Below are 19,802 nucleotides of genomic sequence, written 5' to 3'. Positions count from 1 at the left end.
GGCCGCTTTTTTATGCGGTAGCTTGTCCAGCTATGCGATCGTGGTGGCTTTTTCGCGAACGAACACCGGTTTCAGCACTTCGTAGGCGCCGAAGAGGAGGGCGCTGTAAAATACGTTGCCCAGGATGGTGTTGAGCGCGAAACTTCCGAACAGGTCCTGTTTGTAGAAGGGGATGGCGGACCAGTAGCAGGTCAGCAGTCCGCCCAGGGTGTGCGGGTACATGTCGCGGAAAAGGAAGGTGCCGAGGTTGGACATCAGGAAGAAAATGACGCCTGAAGCCACCGCGCCGAGGAAAACACGGCCGGCGGTTACCTTGCGGATGCGGGTGCCGATGAAGGTCACCAGCATGAACCCGGCGTATACAAACAGCATTTCGCCGCCATATATGCCCTGGATATTGGTAAAGAAATGAAAGAAAAGATCGCTGACAAACAGGGATACTAGCGGCACGGCGTAAGCATACTTCTTGTCTTTCAGCATCACACCGGCGAAGAGCGCGCCTGCGCCCATGGCGGTGAAATTGTAGATCTCGAAGTAGTTGGTCACCAGCCGGCCCAGTACGCTGACGAAGATCAACACTGCCACCAGGATGATATTAGATAAAGTTTCTTTCTTCATAAATACGCTCGTTTGCTTGCTACAAATATAGAAAATTATGGAATAGCCGCCTTGAAAATCACCAGATCGGATTGGCAAACAACTTTGTACGCCGTGCCATATGGGGCGAAGAGCGTTGTGCCTTTGGAAAGCGCCAGGGTATTGCCACCGGGGCATGTAACGGAACCGTCGCCACTGAGTACGATCCAGGTTTCGGGGGCTTCGGCGGTGTGGCTATACGTTTGCCCGGGTTGCAGGGCGATGCGGCTCAGCACGAAATCGGGGGCGGGAGTGGGATAGATGCGTTCCAGGCCTTCGTGGATGAGGTCGCCCTTGAGGATATTGGGATGTACAGCCTCGAAGCGGGTGTGCTTCAGGAGCTCGGGCACATCGATGTACTTGGGCGTGAGGCCGCCGCGGAGCACGTTGTCCGAATTGGCCATCAGTTCGGCGTTCTGGCCTTCGAGATAGGCGTGGGGGATGCCGGCGTCCTGGAACACGGCGTCTCCCGGTTGGGCATACACGATGTTGAAGAAATAAATGGAGAAGATGCCGCGGTCGAGGTTTTCGATTCCTTGCGGATCGTTGTCGATGGCGCGGCCCGCCCAGAATGCGGGGTCTTCCTTTTGGAGGGAGCCTTCGCGGTAGGCGGGGAGGATGCGATCGGCCAGGGGGCGCAGGAGCGTGTTCACCTCTTCCTGCGGTAATTCCATCACTGTTTTATACAGACCGAAATATCCGTCTTTTTCGAAAACGGGAAGGAGGTGTGCAAACTCGGGAATGGAGGTAAGTACCTGGCGGAGTTTCGTTTCGGGCAGGAAGCCGTGCAGGAGCCAGAACTCGCTCAGGGCCACCATGATCTCGGGTTTATGGTTGGCGTCTTTATAATTGCGGTTGGGGGCGTTCAGGGGGATGCCGGCTTCATTCTCGCGCGCGAACCCTTTCTCTGCTTCCGATTTGGTGGGGTGCACCTGGATGGAGAGCATATCTTTCACGTCAAGGATTTTGAAGAGGTAGGGCAGTTCGCCGAAACGTTGGGCAGCCTTGGCGCCGAGGGCGCCGGCGGGGTCTTCGGCGATCCAGGCGTTGAGGGGCTGCGGCTGCGCAGCCTGGAGCAGGGAAGGAGCGCTCTGGTGGGCGCCCATCCAATACTCGGCGCTGGGTTGATCGGTTACGGGCTGGCCCAGCAGTTCGGGGATATACCGGAAACCGCCCCAGGCGTAATGTTGGACTTTTCCTGTCAGGTAGAATACATTCGGATCTCGCATACTTTTCCTTTATTAAACCGTAAAAATAGGCAAAAACGCATGTCTTGCGACCATACACTTGGGAAATTGGGAGAACAACTGGCCGCGGAGCACCTGGAAGCCAACGGTTACGCGATCCTGCACCGCAACTGGAAGGCGGGGCGGAAGGAGATCGATATTATTGCGTATAAAGATAAAATGATCGTTTTCGCCGAGGTAAAAACCCGCAGTTCAAAGTACTTCGGGACGCCGGAGGAAGCGGTGGGATGGAAGAAGGAAGCCCACCTGCACAAGGTGGCCGGGCATTGGCTGGAGCGCTACGGTCAGACGGTCAAAGCTATCCGTTTCGACATCCTTTCCATTTACATCCTCCCTGGCCAACCGCCGGAAATCCTCCACCTGGAAGATGTGTTCTGATAGCGGTGAAATTGACTTGGAAGTTACGACCAGGTAGATTAAGGCAGATTACACGTAGATTACACGTAGATTACAGGTAGATTACAGGTTGATTAAAAGACAGGTTTGAAATAGATTGTCAGTAAGTTTGACCCGCCGGGAGGATCCAGCGCAGGCTCGTACTGTAACCGTACTAAATGGAAGAATCAACTTGCTTATGCAATCGATTTTCCGCCGCCCCGCTTAACTTGGAGTTAACAAAATTGCCATATGAAAGAATTTAAATAGTTGTATATTTGGGCATCCAATCTAACCGTCTCCTGTAAAAGAACCACCAATCAGCCAAAATGGTTCTGTATGCATTACTGGAGTTTTTTATTTTTCATCCATACGCACCTGACCTACCCGCCGCAAACGGTCGTTAACGACGATCAACTACGGTTACAGGTCCATTCGCTGGAAAAACATACCGGCATGATTCCCTGTACGATCTTTAACGGGTACAACCAGCCTGTCAGGATCATACCACTGGAAGGAGGAAACCGCAACGGTGTGTACACCATCCGGCTCCGCACACTGCCCGAAGGCGATTACGCGCTGCAATGCGGTGAATACCAAATACACTTCCGGCTCAGCCGGCCATGATATTATCATTACTATCATCATCCCCCCAAACAGAGATCCTCCCCCTAAAAAGGGAGGACTTTGTATTTTAACCCTTCCGCCAAATAAAAAATCCCCCCGGCCGAGAGGATTTTCCTATCATAAAAATTCCTTTACAATCCGTCTACCAGCACCTCGTACAACTTCACCTTCAACTCTTCCAACTGCACATTCTGCACCAGCTGCCCGTCCTGCGCATACGAGATCGTTCCGCGCTCCTCTGATACAATGATCGCCAGGTTATCGCTATGCTCCGTGATGCCCACCGCGCTCCGGTGCCGCATCCCGATCCGCGTGGGCAGGTTCGGGTTCTCCGACATGGGCAGGATCACCTTCGCCGCCAGGATCTTGTTGCCGACGATGATCAGCGCGCCGTCGTGCAGCGGACTGTTCTTCTCGAAAATGCTCTCTATCAGTTTGGCGCTCACGTTGCCATCGATCGCGATGCTCGACGCCGTGTCGAACTTCACGCGGTAGGTGGTGGAGATCACGATCAATGCGCCCGTCTGGCTCGCGGCCATATGCCCCGCCGCCACGATGATCTCGTTGATGATGTTTTCTTCCTCCTTGTAGCTTTTGAAACGGTCGGGTAGGAACAGTTTGGTTAAGAAAGAATCCTTGCTCAGTGGCGTCTTCTTTCCCAGCACCAGCAAAAACTTCCGGATTTCGGGCTGGAAGATGATGATGATGGCGATCAGGCCGATGTTGATGAAATTTTCTAGAATATTGGTGAGAATCGGCATCTGCAGGGATCGCACGGCAAAATACGCTGCATATACCATCAGCAGTCCGATAAAGATATTGAAAGCGAGGCTGCCTTTTAGCAGGCGGTACAACTGGATGACGAGAAAAATCACAATCAGCAGGTCCACTACATTCAGCCATCGAAACTCAAATCCGTAAAATTGGTAAACATCCTTCATAGCTGTAAAAATAGAAATATTTGGCAACTACGCGCCTTCCATGAATGAAACGATGCGAACCGCTTCCACGGCCGCTTTCACATCATGCACCCGTAAAATGTGCGCCCCCCGCTCCAGGGCGGCCGTATGCAGTACGGTAGTGCCGTTCAGGGCTTCGGCGGGGGTGGCTCCCAATAATTTATACACCATCGATTTCCGGGACACGCCTATGAGGATCGGGGCGCCGGCGAGGTGGAGCATTCCCATCTCGCGGAGCAGCTGGTAATTGTGCGTCAATGTTTTGCCGAACCCGAACCCCGGGTCCAGGATCACGTCGTGGATGCCGGCGGCCCGGCAAGCTTCCGTTTTGCGGATGCAATAGTCCAGCACTTCCTGCACCACGTCTTCGTACTGCGGGTTCGTTTGCATGGTGGCCGGCGTACCCTGCATGTGCATGGCGATATAGGGCGCCTGCAGTGCCGCCACAACGGGGATCATTTCCGGGTCCATATCGCCGGCGCTGATGTCGTTCACGATAGCAGCCCCCGCCAGGATGCACTTTTCGGCGACGGAAGCATGGTAGGTATCTACCGAGATCACGGCTTCGGGGAATTTATACAAAATGGCGTGGATGGCGGGCACCAGGCGCGCGGCTTCTTCGGCGGCGCCTACTTCCGGGGCGCCCGGACGGGTGCTTTGCGCGCCGATATCGAGGATGGCGGCGCCGTCGGCCAGCAGGGCTTCTGCCCGTAAAACGGATTCGTGCAGCTCACGGCTGCGGCTGTCCGAATAAAAGGAATCGTCGGTGACATTGATGATCCCCATCACGAGGGGGTCCGCCAGGCTCAGCAACTTTCCCCGGCAACGGATGGTGAAATCTTTCCGTAATGATGTACTTTTGAAACGCAAGCGGCTATGATTATTACAGTGATATATCGCCCGAATTTACGCAATTTAAACCAGCAATTGAATGACATACCAGCAGGTGATCGACAGCAGTAAGGACATTTTCATCAAGAAGACGAAAGACTACGGCACTTCCTGGCGCGTGCTGCGCCCCATTTCCATCGTGGACCAGATATTCATCAAAGCCCAGCGCATCCGCACCATCCAGGAAACCGGCGTGCAGAAAGTGGCCGACGATATCGCCGGAGAATTCCGCGCCATTGTCAACTACGGCGTCATCGCCCTCATCCAGCTGCAATTGCCTGCCGACGATATCTATACCGACCTGCCCGCCGAAAAGGTGTCGGTTTTATATGATGAACAAGCCGCGTTCATCCGCACCGTGATGGAAGCCAAAAACCACGACTATGGCGAAGCCTGGCGCTCCATGAGCCAGGAATCCTTCGTAGACCTCATTCTCACCAAGCTCCTCCGTATCAAACAAATATTGCGCAACGATGGTAAGACCCTCATTTCGGAGGGGATAGACGCCAATTACGTCGACATCGTCAACTATGCCGTTTTCGCCCTCATCCTGCTTGAAGAAAAGCATTAACATTCCTATCTTTAACCACTATGAAACCAATCATCTCCATTTTTCGCATCGTTGTAGGGGTGCTGTTCATCTTTTCCGGACTGATCAAGGCCAACGATCCGTTGGGCCTCAGCTACAAGATGGACGAGTTCTTTGAAGTGCTGCACATGCATTTCATGATCCCCTTTTCCCTGACCCTTTCCCTGGTCATGAACGCTTTCGAGATCATCGCTGGCTTCGCCGTGCTCATCGGCTACCGCATGCGCTTCTTCTCGTTCCTGCTTTTATTACTGATCATCTTCTTCACTTTCCTGACCGGCTTCGCCCTCTTCAGCGGCCTGATCCGCGAATGCGGCTGCTTTGGCGACTGCATCAAGCTCACGGCCGACCAGTCGTTCTGGAAAGATATCATCCTGCTGGTGATGATCCTCGTGATCTTCATCTACCACAAACGCATCCAGCCGCTCTTTGCGCCGAAAGTCAACGCCGGCATCATGATTTTCGCCGTGCTGTTCCCGGTAGTGTTGCAATGGTACACCTTGTCGCACCTGCCTATCGTGGATTGCCTGCCTTATAAAGTCGGCAACAATATCCCTGAAAAGATGAAAGCCCCTCCCGGCTCCACGCCCGACGTGTACGAAACCGTGATGATTTATGAAAAAGACGGCAAACAGCAGGAATATACTACCGAAAACTATCCCTGGCAGGACACGACCTGGGTGTTCGTGGACCGGAAAGACAAGCTCATTAAGAAAGGCAACGCCGAACCGCCGATCAAGGATTTCATCCTGAACGACTTCAACGGCAACAACATGAACAGCGGCATACTGAACGAGCCCCTGCCCATGTACCTCTTCCTCGTCCTCGACGTAACCAAAGCCGGTAAAGGTTGGGAAGCGAAGATGCAGGCGTATGAAAAGCAGGCGGCGGAAGGGAAGATCGTGCTGATGGGCGTAACCAGCTCCAGCCAGGCCGCCGTTGAGCAGTTCAAGGCCAACCGCGGGATTCATTTCGATTTCCTGCAGATGGACGGCACCGCCATCAAAACGGCTGGCCGCAGCAATCCCTGCCTGATCATCCTGGAAAAAGGCACTATTAAAGCCAAATATCATTATAACGATATCCCGTAAGCACTATGCTGCGATTCTTCTTCCGTAAAACGGGCTACGGCCTGCTCGTGCTCTTCGGTGTGGTGGGCGTCGTGTTCCTGCTGTTCAACGTGCTGCCCGCCGATCCGGCGCGGATGACGCTGGGCCAGCGGACCGACGTGGCCAGCCTGGAGAACGTACGGAAGGAACTGCACCTGGACAAGCCGGTGGGCGTACAGTTTCTTTACTATGTGAATGATCTGTCACCCATCGGCGTGCTGTCCGACACCGAATATAAGGAAACCCCAGGCGCGCTGGCCCTGTTCCCCGTCGGGGAATCCAGCGACCTGGTGTTGAAAACGCCCAACCTCCGCCGCAGCTACCAAAGCAAGAAGCCCGTTTGGGAGATCCTCACGGAGGCCTTGCCGGGCACCCTGGTGCTGGCGCTGGCCGCGATGATCTTCGCTACCGTGGCGGGCATTGCGCTGGGGATTATATCCGCCGTGAAACAAAACACCTGGATGGATACCGGGGCCGTATTCGCGAGCGTGACGGGCATTTCGGCGCCGTCGTTCTTCGCGGGGATCGTGCTGGCGTACCTTTTCGGGTTTGTGCTGGCAGACTGGACGGGGCTTCATATGACCGGAAGCCTTTACGACATCGATCCGTTCCGGGGCCGGGTGCTGAACCTGGGTAACCTGGTGCTGCCCGCGCTCACGCTGGGCATCAGGCCGCTGGCCATTATCGTACAGCTCACGCGCAGCGCCATGCTCGACGTGCTGAACCAGGATTATATCCGGACCGCCTACGCCAAGGGGCTCCGCCGCCGGGCGGTGCTGTTCGGGCATGCGCTCCGCAACGCCCTCAATCCCGTGATCACCGCCATCACCGGCTGGTTCGCCGAGCTGCTGGCCGGGGCGTTTTTCGTGGAGTATATTTTCGGGTGGAAGGGGATCGGCAAAGTGACGGTAGACGCCCTGGAGAAATTCGACTTCCCCGTAGTGATGGGCGCTGTGCTGTTTACCGCCGGCGTTTTCGTAATCATCAACCTGCTGGCAGACCTCCTCTACAGCCTCATCGACCCACGCATCAGACTAACTAATTGATTTACAGCTTCGGAAAAAATTTTCCTTTTATTTTGTAACAAACGTTTTTGGCAGTCGTCTTCTTTTTGTAACACCGAAGGAACCGCCTCCTTCTGCCATTCTAAAAACCAATATGACATCCAGCGCATTTCAGTCCCTCATCCTTCCTTTCAGGCAAAAGCTTTACTGCTTTGCTTTCCGCCTGCTCGGTAATGAGGAGGATGCGAAGGATGTTGTCCAGGATGCCTTCATCCGGGTGTGGAACAACCGGGAGAAGATGCCGGAGCTGCAAAGCCTGGAGGCCTGGTGCATGCGGATCACGCGCAATGTGGCGCTCGACCGGCTGAAGAGCCGCAAATACCGGATCACCGACGATCTGGACCGGGCGGGCGAGGTGCCGTCGGTCCACCAGACGCCGCACCAGCACGCCGAAAAAAGCGACATGATGCGCCGGGTGCACGCGGCCATCGCGAGGCTCCCGGAAAAATACCGGACGGTATTGCAGCTCCGGGATATGGATGGATTAAGTTACCAGGAAATCTCCGACATGCTGGAAATCGGCCTGGCGGAAGTAAAAATCAACCTGCACCGCGCGCGGAAAACCGTTCGCGAGCAGTTACAAAACCTGCAAGTATATGGAATACAATGACATCAGGGCATTACTGAACAAGTACTGGGCCTGCGAGAGCACGGAAGAGGAGGAAGCGGCGCTGCGCGTATTTTACGCCGGCCATGAGGGAACGTTGCCGGCAGACCTCCAGGAAGCGTCCCCGCTGTTCCAATACTTCAACGATTGCAGCGCGGTGCCCGACATGCCCGAACTGTTTACCGACAAACCCGCACCCTGGGACGAGCCCCAGCAACCCGCCATCGTCCGGTCTATCTGGCAGGGCTGGATGAAATATGCGGCGGCGGTGCTCGTAGCGGCCGGATTATTGTATTCAGCAGACAGCTTCCGCGATAAGCAGACCGGCGGCGCGATGGTTTTCGCAGATACCTATTCTGATCCGAAGCTGGCGTATGAGCAAACGCAGCGCGCGCTGCAGCTGCTGTCCAAAAACCTGAACCGCGGCAAGAACGAAATGCAGAAAATCGCCTATTTCAACGAAGCCACCAGCATCGTGGAAGGCAAAAATTAAACGCCCATTCTAGTATGATTATAACCTTGATTGATTCACTAATTTTTTTCACATGAAACGTCTCATTCCACTGGTCGCCTTACTATGCCTATTGTGCAGCAGCCAGCTGGCCCTGGCGCAAACCACCATCGACAAGTTCTTCCAGAAGTACCAGAACGACCAGTCTTTCACCGTCATCAACATCACGCCGAAAATGTTTTCCATGTTTTCGAAAGTGAGTGCCGACGACCCGGACGCCAAAAAGGTATTGTCCCTGGCCAGCAAGCTTAAAGGCCTGCGCATCCTGATCAAGGAAGACACCAAAGACGGCCAGCGCCTGTATCGCGAAGCCGCCCAGTTCCTGACATCGGGTATGGAAGAACTGATGAGCCTGCGCGACAAAGACACCGACCTGAAGTTCATGGTCCGCGAGAACACCAAAGGCAACATCGCCGAGCTGGTGATGCTCGTGGGCAGTACGAACGAGTTCCTGGCGCTTTTGCTGATGGGAGATTTCTCCATCGAAGAGATTTCCGAGATCGCGGGCAACATGAATATCGACGGGTTCGAAAACCTGGGCAAGCTCGACAGCAAGGGACCGAAAGGACCCAAAGGCAAGAAATGACCTTATGAACCGGACAAGCCGCCGTCTTCCATCCGCGGCCGCTTTTCCTCCCATCCATCCTTTACCTGAAAAAACAAACATCCATGATTCGCTCCATTATCGCCGCCACCGCATGCATCTTGTTTGCCACCACCGCCAACGCGCAGCGTAAAACGCTCCGCCAGTTCATGGTACAGCATTACGACGTAGCGTCTACCCATAAAATCGGCCTCGGCTTCCTCACGTTCCGCGTAGTCAGCTGGTTCATTCCCGACCATGCTTTCGACGGCAGTATGAAAGACATTAAATGGGCATTGAAAAAAGTGAGAAGGGTAAGATTCTATGCGCTCGATATGGACTATGGCACATTTTCCAGCGAAACGATTAACGGCCTGAAACAAAAGCTGGAGCTAAACAACAAGTTCGAACTGCTGGCGGAAATCCGTCACAAAAACGCCAATGTCCACCTGCTCAGCAACGGCAAAAATGAAGACAGGATCGATAATTTAGTGGTGCTTGTACAGGAAGAAGGAGATATGATGATGATGCACCTACGCACCAAACTCACGATGGACGATCTTTCCAAAATTGTTCAGGCGATTTCCAATGATGTGAAGGTCACGGTTAACGGATGATCACTTCCGTCACTACTTTTTCCCCCAGCATATCATTCACCAGTCCGGCGATCCGGTCTTTGGAATAATTCAGCTCCTGCTTGAGGGGTGCTACCGTAGTAACAATCACCAGCTTGCCATCGTACAGGTGAACGCTTTCAGTGTACCTCGCGATGGTTTTACCCACCACCTGCTCCCAGTTTTCCTGGATACGCACCTCCATGAGGCGCGGTTTGAGACGGCTTTTATTGAGATACTCCCGCAGGGCGTCGCCCATGCTGACAAGATTGTTTCGCATAGCGCAAATGTAGCGACATTTTTCGGGGACGCCATCAACTTTCCGGAATCAATCCATGTTCGCGCAGTACTTTTTGTTCATCACCGGTAACGTAAGCGAATATCTTGTAGTCGCCGGAAACGGAAGTCAATATGTACCACACGTCGAATTCGATCCGTACCGTTTCACCTTTCTTATCGTAAGTGGAATCCCAATGTACCCTTGCGATGCAATGGGTATCATTGATTTTGGTGACATCGAGGCCCGTCATTTGCATGGATTTGGTGCCGATTTTCCGGTAGTAATCATAGCCTTCTGTCATCGCTTTCCGGAAGGAGTCATCGTTTTTTCCGCCCTGTACGCCCACTGGGGATGATTCCACGAAATAATCCGCGAATGCGCCGGCGAAGGCTTCCACGTCTTGCGGCTTGCCCGACAGGCCATCCATGAATCGTTGTTCATATGCCTGGAAAAATGCCTTGATCTTGTCCATGGTGATAAGGTTTACCTGCAAGCCGCAATATCCGGGCCATGCCAACTTTCCCACCCAAAAATTCTGTAACGGCCGTAGTATAAAAAGCCCGGGGGATTGCGTAAATTCCTGTTATGAAACATCTATTTGTACCCCTGTTGCTGCTGCTGGGCCTGCATGCGTCCGCACAGCAGTCTCCCGCGAAATTAACTATTGAATTGCGTTACCTGCTGGCATTGCCGGAAGGATATGATGCAGATACCTCCCGGCGCTGGCCATTGCTGATTTTCCTGCATGGTTCGGGCGAACGTGGGATGGATCTGGAGAAAGTGAAAATGCACGGGCCTCCCAAACTGGTGGAAGCCGGTAAGAAATATCCTTTAATCGTTGTGTCGCCACAATCGGACCAGGGCGGCTGGGATCCAGGCATGTTGCACAAACTGCTGCTCGACCTGAAGAAAAACCACCGGGTGGACGCCGACCGGGTATACCTGACGGGCCTCAGCATGGGAGGATTCGGCAGCTGGGAGTTCGCGTCCCGGTATCCCAACGAACTGGCGGCCCTCGCGCCTATCTGCGGCGGCGGGCAACCGGAAACGGCCTGGAAGATGCGTTACGTGCCCGTGTGGTGCTTCCACGGCGCCAAAGACAACGTGGTACAACTCAGCGCCAGCGCACGCATGATCGACGCCCTGAAACCTTATCAGCCGGGCGTTAAGTTTACCGTGTACCCCGAAGCAGGGCACGACAGCTGGACGGAAACCTATAACAACGACAGCCTCTATACCTGGCTGCTGGCGCAGCGCCGCCACCGCTTCCGGCAGGTGGATGTAGACGCCGGCAAACTGGGGAAATTGGCGGGCAGGTATGTCCGCAGCGGCAGCAACGATACTGTAGTGGTTACCGCGATAGCGAACGGGTTGCAGCTGAGCGCCGGGCAGCACCGCGAATCAGTGAAAGCGGCTTCGGAAACCCTCTTTTTCTGGGACGAAAACGCACCGGTAGACATGATATTCAATAAGGAAGGATTCTTATTGCGCGCATGGGAGCAGGAGCAGTATAGAAAAGTGAAGTAGGGGGCAAGCGGAAAGAAAAACGTACCTTTGCGCCTTCGCTAAAGCCAAGACGAAAATGAAACTGCCTGAAGATCTGAAAGCACGCAGCAACAACAGCTGCGAAATGTGCTCCGCCACGGAAGGACTGTCCGTGTACGAAGTTCCCTTTTCCCCCGAATCCCGCCGCGACGCGGAGATCGTTGCCTGCGACAAATGCCGCGCCCAGCTGGAACGTAAAGAAGCCCTGGATCCGCAGCACTGGCAATGCCTCGCCACCTCCATGTGGAGCGAAACACCCGTCGTGCAAGTAGTATCGTGGCGGATGCTGAACCGCCTCCGCAAAGAAGCCTGGGCGGCGGAACAGCTCGACATGATGTACCTCGACGACGAGCTGCTCGCCTGGGCGAAAGCATCCGGCGAGCATGAGAACGACGATGTGGTGGAATTGCATCTCGACAGCAACGGCGCCGTGCTCCAGCATGGCGACACGGTGGTGCTGACCAAATCCCTGGATGTGAAAGGCTCCACGCTCAATGCCAAAATGGGAACGGTAGTGAAAAACATCCGCCTGGTGGCAGAGAATACGGAGCAGATCGAAGGGAAGATCGAAGGACAGGTGATCGTGATCCTCACGAAGTACGTCCGCAAGCAAAACGCGTGAAGCTGATTTCACAAGCATAGGAAAGGCGCTCCAGCACGGAGCGCCTTTTTTCATGTCTTTGGATACGCGTGATTTATGTCAGTTGCCCGATGTAGAGGCGGGTGGTGTACATGAATTTCACCAGGCCGTTTTTGGCATATTTGGCGAAGAGGTCTTCCAGCTGGCTGATCATCGGCGCATAGAGGGGATGCCCGGGCTGGGGGGCGTAGCTGGCAGACAGCATTCTTCCTTTGAGGCCCGGGAGGTCCAGTTGCTGTGCATTGCTGAAGGTGTAGGCCTGGTATACTGAAGGAGAGTAGAAGGCCGACAGCTGCGCGGGGCCAACGTTACGGTGGTTGGTTTCCCGGTAATCAACGGCGTTGGCTTCCAGCAGGGCGTCGTACTCCTTGCCGAGCTGGTCCTGGATGTCGCGCTCGTTCCACATGAGCACGGTGCATGCTCCCGGCCGGCCGATCCTCACAAATTCATTCCTGGCGGCACTGCCATGGAACCAATGAAATGCCTGCCCGGCCACGATGAGATCTGCGGATCCGTTTTCCAGGGTGGTCTTTTCCGCCGTTCCGGCAACCGCCCTGAACCCCGGGTACCCGTGGAGCAGACGCTCGGAGGCTTCGCGCATTTCTGTATTGGGCTCTACAGCCACCACCGCGTTGCCGTTTTCCAGGAACGGCAGGCAGGAAATACCCGTTCCGGAGCCGACATCGGCAACGATGGAATCTTTGGTCAGGCAGCCTGCTTCTTCCAGGCAGCCAATGATGGCATGCGGGTAATGCGGTCGGTACTTGATGTAATGTTCAGCCCTTCCGCTGAATCTTTCGGTGTTTTTCATGTGTGATGGTTATTTCCGGGCTTCTTCTCTTGTCTGAAATTTCCCTTGTTAAACCTACTGTAACAATTAAAAGTTCGGGTTGTTTGCTGTAATATTATATCATCGTCATTTTTCAACCGCTTTCAACATGAAAAGTACCATTTTAACCCTGAACGCCCTGCTATTTTGTTTGCTAGCCCGCGCGCAATCCGACGCAGAGGTTACCAAAGCCGTACTGGCGGCCGACAGCCTTTTCTGGCAAAGCTACAATACCTGCAACCTGTCCGGAATACGGCCCATGCTGACGGACGATGTGGAGTTTTACCACGATAAAGGCGGCCCTACCTTCGGGGCAGACGCGATGATGAAAAGCTTCACCAACGGCCTTTGCAAGCCCGGCAACGATTTCAGCCTGCGCAGGGAAGCGGTGCCGGGTACGGTAATGGTGTTTCCCTTACGTAAAAACGATTCGCTTTACGGCGCTATCATCTCCGGCAGCCATTATTTCTATATCCTGAAGAATACGCATGAATACCGCGACGGCCTTGCGAAGTTTACGCACCTTTTGCTTTTACAGGAAGGAAGGTGGAAGATGGCGCGGATACTGAGTTTCGACCATGGCCCTGCCCCGTACGAGAATACGCGAAAAACACTGGAAATGAAGAAAGAAACCTTACAGGCTTTTTCGGGGAAATACAAAGGGCCGGAAAATGCGCTCACTATTTCAGCGGAAAATGGCTGGCTGGTGCTGCATACGGCGCGGGAACCCATGTCCCTTTTCCCCGAGCGGCAAGACGTATTTTTTGCAAAAGAACGGGATTTGACGTTTAAGTTTACCCGTGATACACAAGGGAAAGTAACGGGGATGGTTGCATGCGCGCACCACGGCATGGGTGACGCTTACAACATCAATGGATATACGCAAATGCAATATCGCGTGCCGCATGGTGAGAAATGGGAATCGCATCCGGGGGAATAGGTTACAACAAAATAATTATTCAGGAACGGAGCCGCTTCCAGAAAATGATCGTACCGGTAAGGCCGCCGTGGGGTTTAAGCGCAAAATCGGGAATGACGCCGCTTCGCTGGTAGCCGGATTTTTCGTATAAACCTGCGGCGCCATCGTCTTCCGCCGTATCGAGGGTGAGCAGGGTACGCCCGTGTTGGAGCGCCAGCTGCTCCGCGAAAGCCAGCAACGCGCGGGCAATGCCCCTTCCGCGATAGGCGACGCCGGTCATCATCTTGGCGATCTCCGCGCGGTGGGGCTGGTTGGGAGGAAGATCGAGCAGGAGGGTCACCGTCCCGGCGAGTTTACCGGCTGCATCAAATGCACCCAGGACGATCCGCCCTCCGTTGGCTGCCGCCGCCAAAGATCCCTGCCAGAAAGCCCGCGCTTCATGCTCCGGCAAGGGATGCATAAAACTCACGGAACCCCCATGGGCCACCGTTTCCATCAACAAGGCGGATAATGCGGCCAGCGTGGTTTCGTTATTGGCGAGCGGGCGGATGCGGAAGTCGGCAGGATGCATGGCGGAGGGAATTTCTTTCCCCAATTTAATCAAAATCATCACTCCGTTCAACGAAAAAGCGAAAACCGGACGCGAAACCGGCCGGTTTTACTAATCGTTTGGCGATTACGGCGGATATTATCATGCCCTGTTAAAACACCAAATTAGTGCCTGCGGAAAGCGCCGTACCGCTGGAGGTACCCGTTTTCACCAGTTCGCCGTTGACGAACATTTCTACTTTCAGCGTAGACTGCGCATTCGCGCCAACAGCGCCTACTACGCAGGTGCCGCCCCTGGCGGAAGCAGGCACATCGATCACCGGGCTCGCCCAGGTAGTACCGCCGATACTTGTTACTGTGGTGATGGACTGGTCGTAGCCATATATGGCGGAATACAATTGCACGCCCGCGCTGGCGGTAGCTTTGTATTGTACTTTCTTCGCGGAACCGCCGGGTACGGGGTCCTTATCTTTCCCGCCGCAGGCGGCCAGGCCGATCGAAAGGGCTAACAGCGGCAAGCAGAGCAATTTCAATGATTTCATATAAGCGTTTGTTTTAAATGGTAATGGTTAGCAGCGCCGCGGCGCATGGATATACTGCGCATCACAAAAGTAAAACCAGTCCCGGCCTGGTTCAATACCTTCATCCGGGTGAAATTTCCTACCTGTTTCCCGGTAGTTTCGGAACGGGATGCCTCGCCGTTGCGAATAATTGATATTTTTGAGACGCGGGATGCATCCAGCCCGCAAACGCCATGTCTTCACAAACCATTCAGATCGCCATTGCAGACGACCATCCGCTGATAACCGAGGGGTTGCAGAAACTGCTGGAAGCGGCCCCCGGCATGGAGATCGCCGGTTGCTTCGGCAGCGGCCGCGAATGCCTGGAATTTCTTCAATCTTCCCACGCCGACATCCTTCTGCTCGACATCGCCCTGCCCGACACGAGCGGCCTCGACCTTTGCCGCGACATCCGGAACATTTCCCCCGCCACCCGCATCCTCGCCCTCAGCAATCACGCTGAGCGCAGCATGATCCTCCAGATGCTCCAACAAGGCGCCTCCGGCTACCTGCTAAAGAACGTGGCGGCCGACGAGCTCATCCGCTGCATCCGCGAAGCGCATGAAGGACTCCTCACGTTCAGCAAAGCCGTCCGCGAGATTATGGCCAAACCCTCCGCCACGGAGCTTCGGGAGATGCCGCAGCTCACCCGGCGGGAAAAAGAAATCCTCCTGCTCATCGCCGACGGCAAAACCACGACCGACATCGCCGCTATGCTGCATCTCAGCCCGCTGACGGTAGAAACCCACCGCAAAAACCTCCTACAGAAATTCGGTTCGCCCAATGTGGCGTCCATGATCCGGCTGGCCGTGCAGCAAGGGCTTATCCAGGCATAAAAAAAGGAACGCCCGGAAGCGTCCCTTTTTCTTGCTTATCATACCAACCGCGTTATTGGCCTAATAATTCTTTTAGCTTCCCGTCGAGCTGGTCTTCGCTTTCCTTACCACCGCCCACGAGCTTCCAGATGATCTTGCCCTGGGGGTCGAGGAGGAATTTGGTGGGAAAACCGGTGATGCCGTATTTCTGTACGAGGTCGAAATCGCCTTTACCGTAGTTGTTCAGCACATGCAGCCAGTTGATCCCATCCTTTTCCACGGCGCCTTTCCAGGACTTTTCCGCGCTTTCGAGGCTTGGCGATTTTTCATCAGAAACACCTACGATTTCAAAACCTTTCGACTTGTATTGATCGTAAAGCTTGCGCATATGCGGGTGGCTTGCGCGGCAGGGGCCGCACCAGCTGCCCCAGAAATCAACCAGCACGTACTTCCCTTTGAGGGACGACAGCGAGAAGTCTGTTCCCTGAAGGTCTTTCTTCGTGAAATCAATCGCGGGCATGCCGATGGCCGTGGCGCGGGTGCTTTCGATCTTGTTGGCGATCAGCTTTCCGTAGAAAGTCGATTTCCAGGCGGGAGCGAGCTTTCCGTAAACCTCGGCATACGCTTGCGGTGTATATTCCTCATAGAGGGTGCTCAGCAAGTACATGCTCACGAAGGAACCCGGGTGCTTTACGATATACTCCCGCTGCAGCTCCTTCCTTTTCGCATCCAGCGCATTCCCTTCCTGCCTGCAGGCGGTGGAACGCGCGGTATCGCCGCCTTTGTAAGCCAGGGCGCCTTCTTTCGTCAGCTCCCATTTCTTTTCAATCAGCGGCAATTCCCGGGCATGGAACTTCGCGAATTCCGTGTTCAGCTTGCCGCCTTTGGCAATCGCCATGAACGATTTTTCGGAAGTTCCCTTGATAACAGTGCGCCCGTCTTCCAGCACAAATTCCAGTAAAGGGCCGGGAATGAACATACCACCCTGCGACAACTGGAAACGGCTGGCCGGGTGGTTGTTCAACATCACCGCCACTACCGGACCTTCCATCTCCCCGCTGAAACGGAGCCCGCCGTCGGGGAGGCGCTGGGCCGTATCCGAACGCCTTTCGCCTTTACGGACATAACTCAACGTGAGCTTATGCCCTTCCTGGCCGGCCATGTACACGTCTACCGTATACTTTTGCTGCGCGGAAACCTGCAAGGCAGCCGCCATCGCAATGACAGAAAAGATTAATTGCTGCATGACTGTTTATATTACATGGACATTGCCTTGATCACTTTCTTTTCTCCCGCGGGCTGGGCCTGTCCGGAGATGCCTTTCTCGATCGCCTGTTTGATCATGGCTTCCGCTTCGGGACTGTAACCGGTGAACTTGGTCACGATCTTGCCTTCGCGGTCGATGAGGTAAAGCGTGGGGATGCCGGAGAACTGGTAAAGCTCCATCGTTTTGTCTTTGTTGTCGCTCAGGAGTTGCTCCCAGGGCATATTTTCATCCGCCATGGCCTTTTCCCAGGCTTTCTTGTCCGTATCGATGGAAATGCTCACTACTTCGAGGCCTTTCGCCTTGTATTGCTCATGCAGTTCTTTCACTTTCGGGATCGCCTGGCGGCAGGGGCCGCACCAGCTAGCCCAGAAATCGACCAGGAGATATTTTCCCTTGTATTTTTCCAATCCCTGCAGCTTGCCGAAGTTGTCCGGGTAGGAGATGGAAGGCGCGGGCTGTCCGGGCTGGAGCTTCATCATCTGCGCGCGGTTTTTGATGATGGTGTTTTTGAGGTTTTTGGCCTCACTCAGCCAGGGGTACAGTTTGATGAGATGATCCAGCTGGCGCAGGGTGGATGCGTATTGCGTGGTGTCGTGCGGGCTGCCTGCGCTGCGGAGGGCATAAATCAGCACGGGGCGGTCTTTATACACTTTCATCAGCAGATCTTCGCGCTGGTCATTGTCTTCGCGCAGGGGATTATAACGGCGGCGGTCCTTCCAGTAATTCGCCCAGGCGGAATCTCCGGTTTTTTCCTTATGCTGCTTGGCATAATACTCCTGGTTGTATTCGTCGACCGAACGGAGGTAACCGTTGGTGTTATTCAATTCCATCTGGTTGATGAAGTTGTTGTCGGACGAGCCATCCACGAAGTAGAAGTGCGGGATTTTCACTTTCATCTTTGCCGTGTCGTACCCGCGCGAAGCCACTTTTACATCGGCATCGCTCCAGAAGGTGATATGATCCCAATACATCACGTTCAGTTTGTAAATACCCGGATGGTCTTGTTTGATGCGGAAGGAGTAGGTGAGATCAGGACCGAGTTCCACGGAATCCACGACGGTGGGTTTGCCGGTGCCATTGTCGCGGCTCAGCCATATTTTGCGTGGCTGGCCTTCGGGCGTGGCGAATTTCACTGATCCTTTTACCGTGATTTGTTTTGGCAGATTGGCTTTCTGGGCCATGAGCGCCGCCGGACTCATCAGCAGCGCCAGTAAAGCAGGTTTCAACATTGCGTTCTTCATTCCTGTTAGGTTTATTTAACTAATAATCGTCGTTCTGTTGGAGGGTGGGATTGAGGGTGAACAGTCTTTCCGGGATGGGGAAGATGACGTGGCCCGCGGGTTGCTGGAACCCTTCCAGCCAGGGGATCGCCTTGCCGAAGCGGCGCATATCCTGCCAGCGGTGGCGTTCTCCCACGAATTCCCTCCTGCGTTCCAGCTCAATCGCGTCCAGGAAGGCGGCGGCATTGGCGAAGTCGCCATTGGCGGCCAGGGAGGCTTTGCGCTTGGCGCGCAGTTCGTTGTAGCGCGTCACGTCCACCGTGCCTGTTCTGGCTTTTGCTTCTGCGGCAATGAGAAACGCTTCGCTGTAGCGGCAGATGGGATAGGAGGGTTGCAATTCTTCCGGGAACTTCACCAGGAACCAAACGGTATCGGTAATGCTCGAGCCTTTCATTCTCGTGAAAAATGGCTTCCTGATATCGGTGTTCTCGTAAGATTTCACGAGGTTCGAATCAATCCAGATGTTAGCACCACCTGCGCGGCCGCTGCCAGGACCATATACGCCCGGCAGCCCTTGTTTGGTGTTATTGACACCGGAAGAAACTTCCGCAACGGCATACACCATCTCTTTGGAAGCGGTATTGTATTTGAAGATCTCGTCGAACTTCTCATCAAGCAGGGCGAATTTTCCCGAGGTGATCACGGCATTGGCCAGATTTTCAGCTTCGGCAAACTTCCCGTTGTTCAGGTAAAAGCGCGCCAGCAGCAATTGTGCGGCTTGCTTACTACCTTTCAGGGGCTTGCCTCCGGCATCAGGCAGCAACTCCACCGCCTTTAACAGGTTAGCCTCAATCTCCGCTTTTACTTTCTCTTCGGATTGCCGTTCGGGGTAGGATAAGGGATCCTCCGTTCCGTCCATGATCGCTACTTTTCCGAACTGCTCATTCAGCAACATGTAAGCATAGGCCCTCAGGAGGTAAGCTTCGCCGGCAATCGGCCGCAATGCCGCCTCACCGGTATGGGCACTGTAGTACCGGATCACCACGTTCGCATTATTGACACAGGCGAAGGGGTAACGGTAGGCGATGGTCAGGGAGTTGTCGGTTACGGGAATATTGCATAACTCGTAGCCTTGCAGGCTGGTGGTCTGCACATCATCCCCCATGATTTCGGTGAGGATGTAATAATTGTAGAATGCGTTGTTGGTCAGCGCGAGCCTGGCGCCATTAAGCACCAGCCCCACATTACTGCTGTTCACCTGGTCGGGCGACACCAGGGTATCGGGCTGCACGTCCAGCTTGTTGGCGCAGGAGGCCATTCCCATGATGGCGCATGCGGATATATGCAGGAAAAATGATTTCTTCAT

The 19,802-nt window shown here is 54.4% G+C and carries 25 protein-coding genes; 13 read left to right on the top strand and 12 right to left on the bottom strand.

The window, feature by feature from the left end; translation table 11 throughout:
* Positions 1–30: 30 nt before the first annotated feature.
* Both WJU16_RS25760 and manA read right to left on the bottom strand, forming a co-directional pair.
* Positions 31–618, bottom strand: coding sequence for a DUF6580 family putative transport protein (locus WJU16_RS25760; RefSeq protein ID WP_341836228.1), 588 nt, complete (start codon positions 616–618; stop codon positions 31–33).
* A 35-nt stretch (positions 619–653) separates the two neighbouring features.
* The gene (gene manA, locus WJU16_RS25755; RefSeq protein WP_341836227.1) at positions 654–1,865 is read right to left on the bottom strand and encodes a mannose-6-phosphate isomerase, class I; all 1,212 of its coding nucleotides are present in this window, start codon (positions 1,863–1,865) and stop codon (positions 654–656) included.
* Between the two features lie 39 nt (positions 1,866–1,904).
* Here manA and WJU16_RS25750 point away from each other — a divergent pair, with 39 nt between their 5' ends.
* Both WJU16_RS25750 and WJU16_RS25745 read left to right on the top strand, forming a co-directional pair.
* Positions 1,905–2,261 (top strand): YraN family protein, encoded by a 357-nt coding sequence (locus WJU16_RS25750; protein ID WP_341836226.1) that lies wholly within the window; start codon positions 1,905–1,907, stop codon positions 2,259–2,261.
* A gap of 336 nt (positions 2,262–2,597) precedes the next feature.
* On the top strand, positions 2,598–2,885 hold the full coding sequence (locus tag WJU16_RS25745) for a hypothetical protein (RefSeq protein ID WP_341836225.1): 288 nt from the start codon (positions 2,598–2,600) through the stop codon (positions 2,883–2,885).
* 131 nt (positions 2,886–3,016) lie between these two features.
* Here the strand turns inward: WJU16_RS25745 and WJU16_RS25740 are convergent, their stop codons facing one another.
* Positions 3,017–3,826: a diadenylate cyclase gene (locus WJU16_RS25740; protein WP_298712479.1), complete on the bottom strand. Its 810-nt coding sequence runs from the start codon at positions 3,824–3,826 to the stop codon at positions 3,017–3,019.
* Positions 3,827–3,853: 27 nt separating this feature from the next.
* A complete protein-coding gene (gene folP, locus WJU16_RS25735) occupies positions 3,854–4,714 on the bottom strand; it encodes a dihydropteroate synthase (protein WP_341836224.1) in 861 nt (286 codons plus the stop codon).
* Between the two features lie 61 nt (positions 4,715–4,775).
* Between folP and WJU16_RS25730 the strand changes: the two genes are divergently transcribed.
* The 7 genes from WJU16_RS25730 to WJU16_RS25700 all read left to right on the top strand — a co-directional run bounded on the left by WJU16_RS25730 (position 4,776) and on the right by WJU16_RS25700 (position 9,815).
* Positions 4,776–5,306, top strand: a complete 531-nt coding sequence (locus WJU16_RS25730) for a DUF1599 domain-containing protein (protein WP_341836223.1) — start codon at positions 4,776–4,778, stop codon at positions 5,304–5,306.
* 20 nt (positions 5,307–5,326) lie between these two features.
* On the top strand, positions 5,327–6,415 hold the full coding sequence (locus tag WJU16_RS25725) for a BT_3928 family protein (RefSeq protein WP_341836222.1): 1,089 nt from the start codon (positions 5,327–5,329) through the stop codon (positions 6,413–6,415).
* 5 nt (positions 6,416–6,420) lie between these two features.
* Positions 6,421–7,479 (top strand): ABC transporter permease, encoded by a 1,059-nt coding sequence (locus tag WJU16_RS25720; RefSeq protein ID WP_341836221.1) that lies wholly within the window; start codon positions 6,421–6,423, stop codon positions 7,477–7,479.
* A gap of 112 nt (positions 7,480–7,591) precedes the next feature.
* Positions 7,592–8,107 carry an RNA polymerase sigma factor gene (locus tag WJU16_RS25715; protein ID WP_341836220.1) on the top strand — a complete coding sequence of 172 codons (516 nt, stop codon included), beginning with the start codon at positions 7,592–7,594 and terminating at the stop codon, positions 8,105–8,107.
* Positions 8,094–8,597 carry a hypothetical protein gene (locus tag WJU16_RS25710; RefSeq protein ID WP_341836219.1) on the top strand — a complete coding sequence of 168 codons (504 nt, stop codon included), beginning with the start codon at positions 8,094–8,096 and terminating at the stop codon, positions 8,595–8,597. The genes WJU16_RS25715 and WJU16_RS25710 overlap by 14 nt, the downstream gene beginning before the upstream one ends.
* A 52-nt stretch (positions 8,598–8,649) precedes the next feature.
* On the top strand, positions 8,650–9,201 hold the full coding sequence (locus WJU16_RS25705; RefSeq protein ID WP_341836218.1) for a DUF4252 domain-containing protein: 552 nt from the start codon (positions 8,650–8,652) through the stop codon (positions 9,199–9,201).
* 83 nt (positions 9,202–9,284) lie between these two features.
* Entirely contained in the window at positions 9,285–9,815 is a 531-nt protein-coding gene (locus WJU16_RS25700) for a DUF4252 domain-containing protein (protein WP_341836217.1), read from the top strand.
* Here the strand turns inward: WJU16_RS25700 and WJU16_RS25695 are convergent.
* Both WJU16_RS25695 and WJU16_RS25690 read right to left on the bottom strand, forming a co-directional pair.
* Positions 9,805–10,092 carry a DUF721 domain-containing protein gene (locus tag WJU16_RS25695; RefSeq protein WP_298714941.1) on the bottom strand — a complete coding sequence of 96 codons (288 nt, stop codon included), beginning with the start codon at positions 10,090–10,092 and terminating at the stop codon, positions 9,805–9,807. The genes WJU16_RS25700 and WJU16_RS25695 overlap by 11 nt on opposite strands.
* 34 nt (positions 10,093–10,126) lie before the next feature.
* Positions 10,127–10,564 (bottom strand): hypothetical protein, encoded by a 438-nt coding sequence (locus WJU16_RS25690; RefSeq protein WP_341836216.1) that lies wholly within the window; start codon positions 10,562–10,564, stop codon positions 10,127–10,129.
* Between the two features lie 113 nt (positions 10,565–10,677).
* On the opposite strand from WJU16_RS25690, the gene WJU16_RS25685 reads away from it, so the two are divergent.
* Both WJU16_RS25685 and WJU16_RS25680 read left to right on the top strand, forming a co-directional pair.
* Positions 10,678–11,619: a dienelactone hydrolase family protein gene (locus WJU16_RS25685; RefSeq protein ID WP_341836215.1), complete on the top strand. Its 942-nt coding sequence runs from the start codon at positions 10,678–10,680 to the stop codon at positions 11,617–11,619.
* 55 nt (positions 11,620–11,674) lie between these two features.
* On the top strand, positions 11,675–12,259 hold the full coding sequence (locus WJU16_RS25680) for a PhnA domain-containing protein (RefSeq protein WP_341836214.1): 585 nt from the start codon (positions 11,675–11,677) through the stop codon (positions 12,257–12,259).
* A gap of 73 nt (positions 12,260–12,332) precedes the next feature.
* Here WJU16_RS25680 and WJU16_RS25675 read toward each other — a convergent pair whose 3' ends face one another.
* On the bottom strand, positions 12,333–13,088 hold the full coding sequence (locus tag WJU16_RS25675) for a class I SAM-dependent methyltransferase (protein ID WP_341836213.1): 756 nt from the start codon (positions 13,086–13,088) through the stop codon (positions 12,333–12,335).
* Between the two features lie 127 nt (positions 13,089–13,215).
* Here WJU16_RS25675 and WJU16_RS25670 point away from each other — a divergent pair, with 127 nt between their 5' ends.
* Positions 13,216–14,046, top strand: coding sequence for a nuclear transport factor 2 family protein (locus WJU16_RS25670; protein ID WP_341836212.1), 831 nt, complete (start codon positions 13,216–13,218; stop codon positions 14,044–14,046).
* A 19-nt stretch (positions 14,047–14,065) separates the two neighbouring features.
* On the opposite strand, the gene WJU16_RS25665 is transcribed toward WJU16_RS25670, so the two are convergent.
* Both WJU16_RS25665 and WJU16_RS25660 read right to left on the bottom strand, forming a co-directional pair.
* Positions 14,066–14,596 carry a GNAT family N-acetyltransferase gene (locus tag WJU16_RS25665; protein ID WP_341836211.1) on the bottom strand — a complete coding sequence of 177 codons (531 nt, stop codon included), beginning with the start codon at positions 14,594–14,596 and terminating at the stop codon, positions 14,066–14,068.
* A gap of 130 nt (positions 14,597–14,726) precedes the next feature.
* Positions 14,727–15,116: a hypothetical protein gene (locus tag WJU16_RS25660; RefSeq protein WP_341836210.1), complete on the bottom strand. Its 390-nt coding sequence runs from the start codon at positions 15,114–15,116 to the stop codon at positions 14,727–14,729.
* A gap of 212 nt (positions 15,117–15,328) precedes the next feature.
* Here WJU16_RS25660 and WJU16_RS25655 point away from each other — a divergent pair, with 212 nt between their 5' ends.
* Positions 15,329–15,970, top strand: coding sequence for a response regulator transcription factor (locus WJU16_RS25655; RefSeq protein ID WP_341836209.1), 642 nt, complete (start codon positions 15,329–15,331; stop codon positions 15,968–15,970).
* 52 nt (positions 15,971–16,022) lie between these two features.
* On the opposite strand, the gene WJU16_RS25650 is transcribed toward WJU16_RS25655, so the two are convergent.
* From WJU16_RS25650 to WJU16_RS25640, 3 genes are read right to left on the bottom strand one after another with little or no spacing between them, the layout of a single operon-like run.
* Positions 16,023–17,195, bottom strand: coding sequence for a TlpA disulfide reductase family protein (locus tag WJU16_RS25650; RefSeq protein ID WP_341836208.1), 1,173 nt, complete (start codon positions 17,193–17,195; stop codon positions 16,023–16,025).
* Between the two features lie 11 nt (positions 17,196–17,206).
* Entirely contained in the window at positions 17,207–18,457 is a 1,251-nt protein-coding gene (locus WJU16_RS25645) for a TlpA disulfide reductase family protein (RefSeq protein ID WP_341836207.1), read from the bottom strand.
* Between the two features lie 19 nt (positions 18,458–18,476).
* A complete protein-coding gene (locus tag WJU16_RS25640) occupies positions 18,477–19,802 on the bottom strand; it encodes a RagB/SusD family nutrient uptake outer membrane protein (protein ID WP_341836206.1) in 1,326 nt (441 codons plus the stop codon).

The organism is Chitinophaga pollutisoli (assembly GCF_038396755.1).
In the GTDB taxonomy this organism is placed as follows: domain Bacteria; phylum Bacteroidota; class Bacteroidia; order Chitinophagales; family Chitinophagaceae; genus Chitinophaga; species Chitinophaga pollutisoli.
This window is presented reverse-complemented; position numbering and strand designations above follow the sequence as displayed.

Excerpts from the sequence above, each read along its gene's own strand:
- WJU16_RS25645 (WP_341836207.1), bottom strand. The coding sequence starts at position 18,457 with ATGAAGAACGCAATGTTGAAACCTGCTTTACTGGCGCTGCTGATGAGT.
- WJU16_RS25685 (WP_341836215.1), top strand. The coding sequence starts at position 10,678 with ATGAAACATCTATTTGTACCCCTGTTGCTGCTGCTGGGCCTGCATGCG.
- WJU16_RS25655 (WP_341836209.1), top strand. The coding sequence starts at position 15,329 with ATGTCTTCACAAACCATTCAGATCGCCATTGCAGACGACCATCCGCTG.
- WJU16_RS25705 (WP_341836218.1), top strand. The coding sequence starts at position 8,650 with ATGAAACGTCTCATTCCACTGGTCGCCTTACTATGCCTATTGTGCAGC.
- WJU16_RS25760 (WP_341836228.1), bottom strand. The coding sequence starts at position 618 with ATGAAGAAAGAAACTTTATCTAATATCATCCTGGTGGCAGTGTTGATC.
- WJU16_RS25680 (WP_341836214.1), top strand. The coding sequence starts at position 11,675 with ATGAAACTGCCTGAAGATCTGAAAGCACGCAGCAACAACAGCTGCGAA.
- WJU16_RS25715 (WP_341836220.1), top strand. The coding sequence starts at position 7,592 with ATGACATCCAGCGCATTTCAGTCCCTCATCCTTCCTTTCAGGCAAAAG.
- WJU16_RS25690 (WP_341836216.1), bottom strand. The coding sequence starts at position 10,564 with ATGGACAAGATCAAGGCATTTTTCCAGGCATATGAACAACGATTCATG.
- WJU16_RS25710 (WP_341836219.1), top strand. The coding sequence starts at position 8,094 with ATGGAATACAATGACATCAGGGCATTACTGAACAAGTACTGGGCCTGC.
- WJU16_RS25675 (WP_341836213.1), bottom strand. The coding sequence starts at position 13,088 with ATGAAAAACACCGAAAGATTCAGCGGAAGGGCTGAACATTACATCAAG.
- WJU16_RS25740 (WP_298712479.1), bottom strand. The coding sequence starts at position 3,826 with ATGAAGGATGTTTACCAATTTTACGGATTTGAGTTTCGATGGCTGAAT.
- WJU16_RS25725 (WP_341836222.1), top strand. The coding sequence starts at position 5,327 with ATGAAACCAATCATCTCCATTTTTCGCATCGTTGTAGGGGTGCTGTTC.
- WJU16_RS25750 (WP_341836226.1), top strand. The coding sequence starts at position 1,905 with ATGTCTTGCGACCATACACTTGGGAAATTGGGAGAACAACTGGCCGCG.
- WJU16_RS25700 (WP_341836217.1), top strand. The coding sequence starts at position 9,285 with ATGATTCGCTCCATTATCGCCGCCACCGCATGCATCTTGTTTGCCACC.
- WJU16_RS25660 (WP_341836210.1), bottom strand. The coding sequence starts at position 15,116 with ATGAAATCATTGAAATTGCTCTGCTTGCCGCTGTTAGCCCTTTCGATC.
- WJU16_RS25650 (WP_341836208.1), bottom strand. The coding sequence starts at position 17,195 with ATGCAGCAATTAATCTTTTCTGTCATTGCGATGGCGGCTGCCTTGCAG.
- WJU16_RS25670 (WP_341836212.1), top strand. The coding sequence starts at position 13,216 with ATGAAAAGTACCATTTTAACCCTGAACGCCCTGCTATTTTGTTTGCTA.
- WJU16_RS25640 (WP_341836206.1), bottom strand. The coding sequence starts at position 19,802 with ATGAAGAAATCATTTTTCCTGCATATATCCGCATGCGCCATCATGGGA.
- WJU16_RS25695 (WP_298714941.1), bottom strand. The coding sequence starts at position 10,092 with ATGCGAAACAATCTTGTCAGCATGGGCGACGCCCTGCGGGAGTATCTC.
- WJU16_RS25730 (WP_341836223.1), top strand. The coding sequence starts at position 4,776 with ATGACATACCAGCAGGTGATCGACAGCAGTAAGGACATTTTCATCAAG.
- manA (WP_341836227.1), bottom strand. The coding sequence starts at position 1,865 with ATGCGAGATCCGAATGTATTCTACCTGACAGGAAAAGTCCAACATTAC.
- WJU16_RS25665 (WP_341836211.1), bottom strand. The coding sequence starts at position 14,596 with ATGCATCCTGCCGACTTCCGCATCCGCCCGCTCGCCAATAACGAAACC.
- WJU16_RS25745 (WP_341836225.1), top strand. The coding sequence starts at position 2,598 with ATGCATTACTGGAGTTTTTTATTTTTCATCCATACGCACCTGACCTAC.
- WJU16_RS25720 (WP_341836221.1), top strand. The coding sequence starts at position 6,421 with ATGCTGCGATTCTTCTTCCGTAAAACGGGCTACGGCCTGCTCGTGCTC.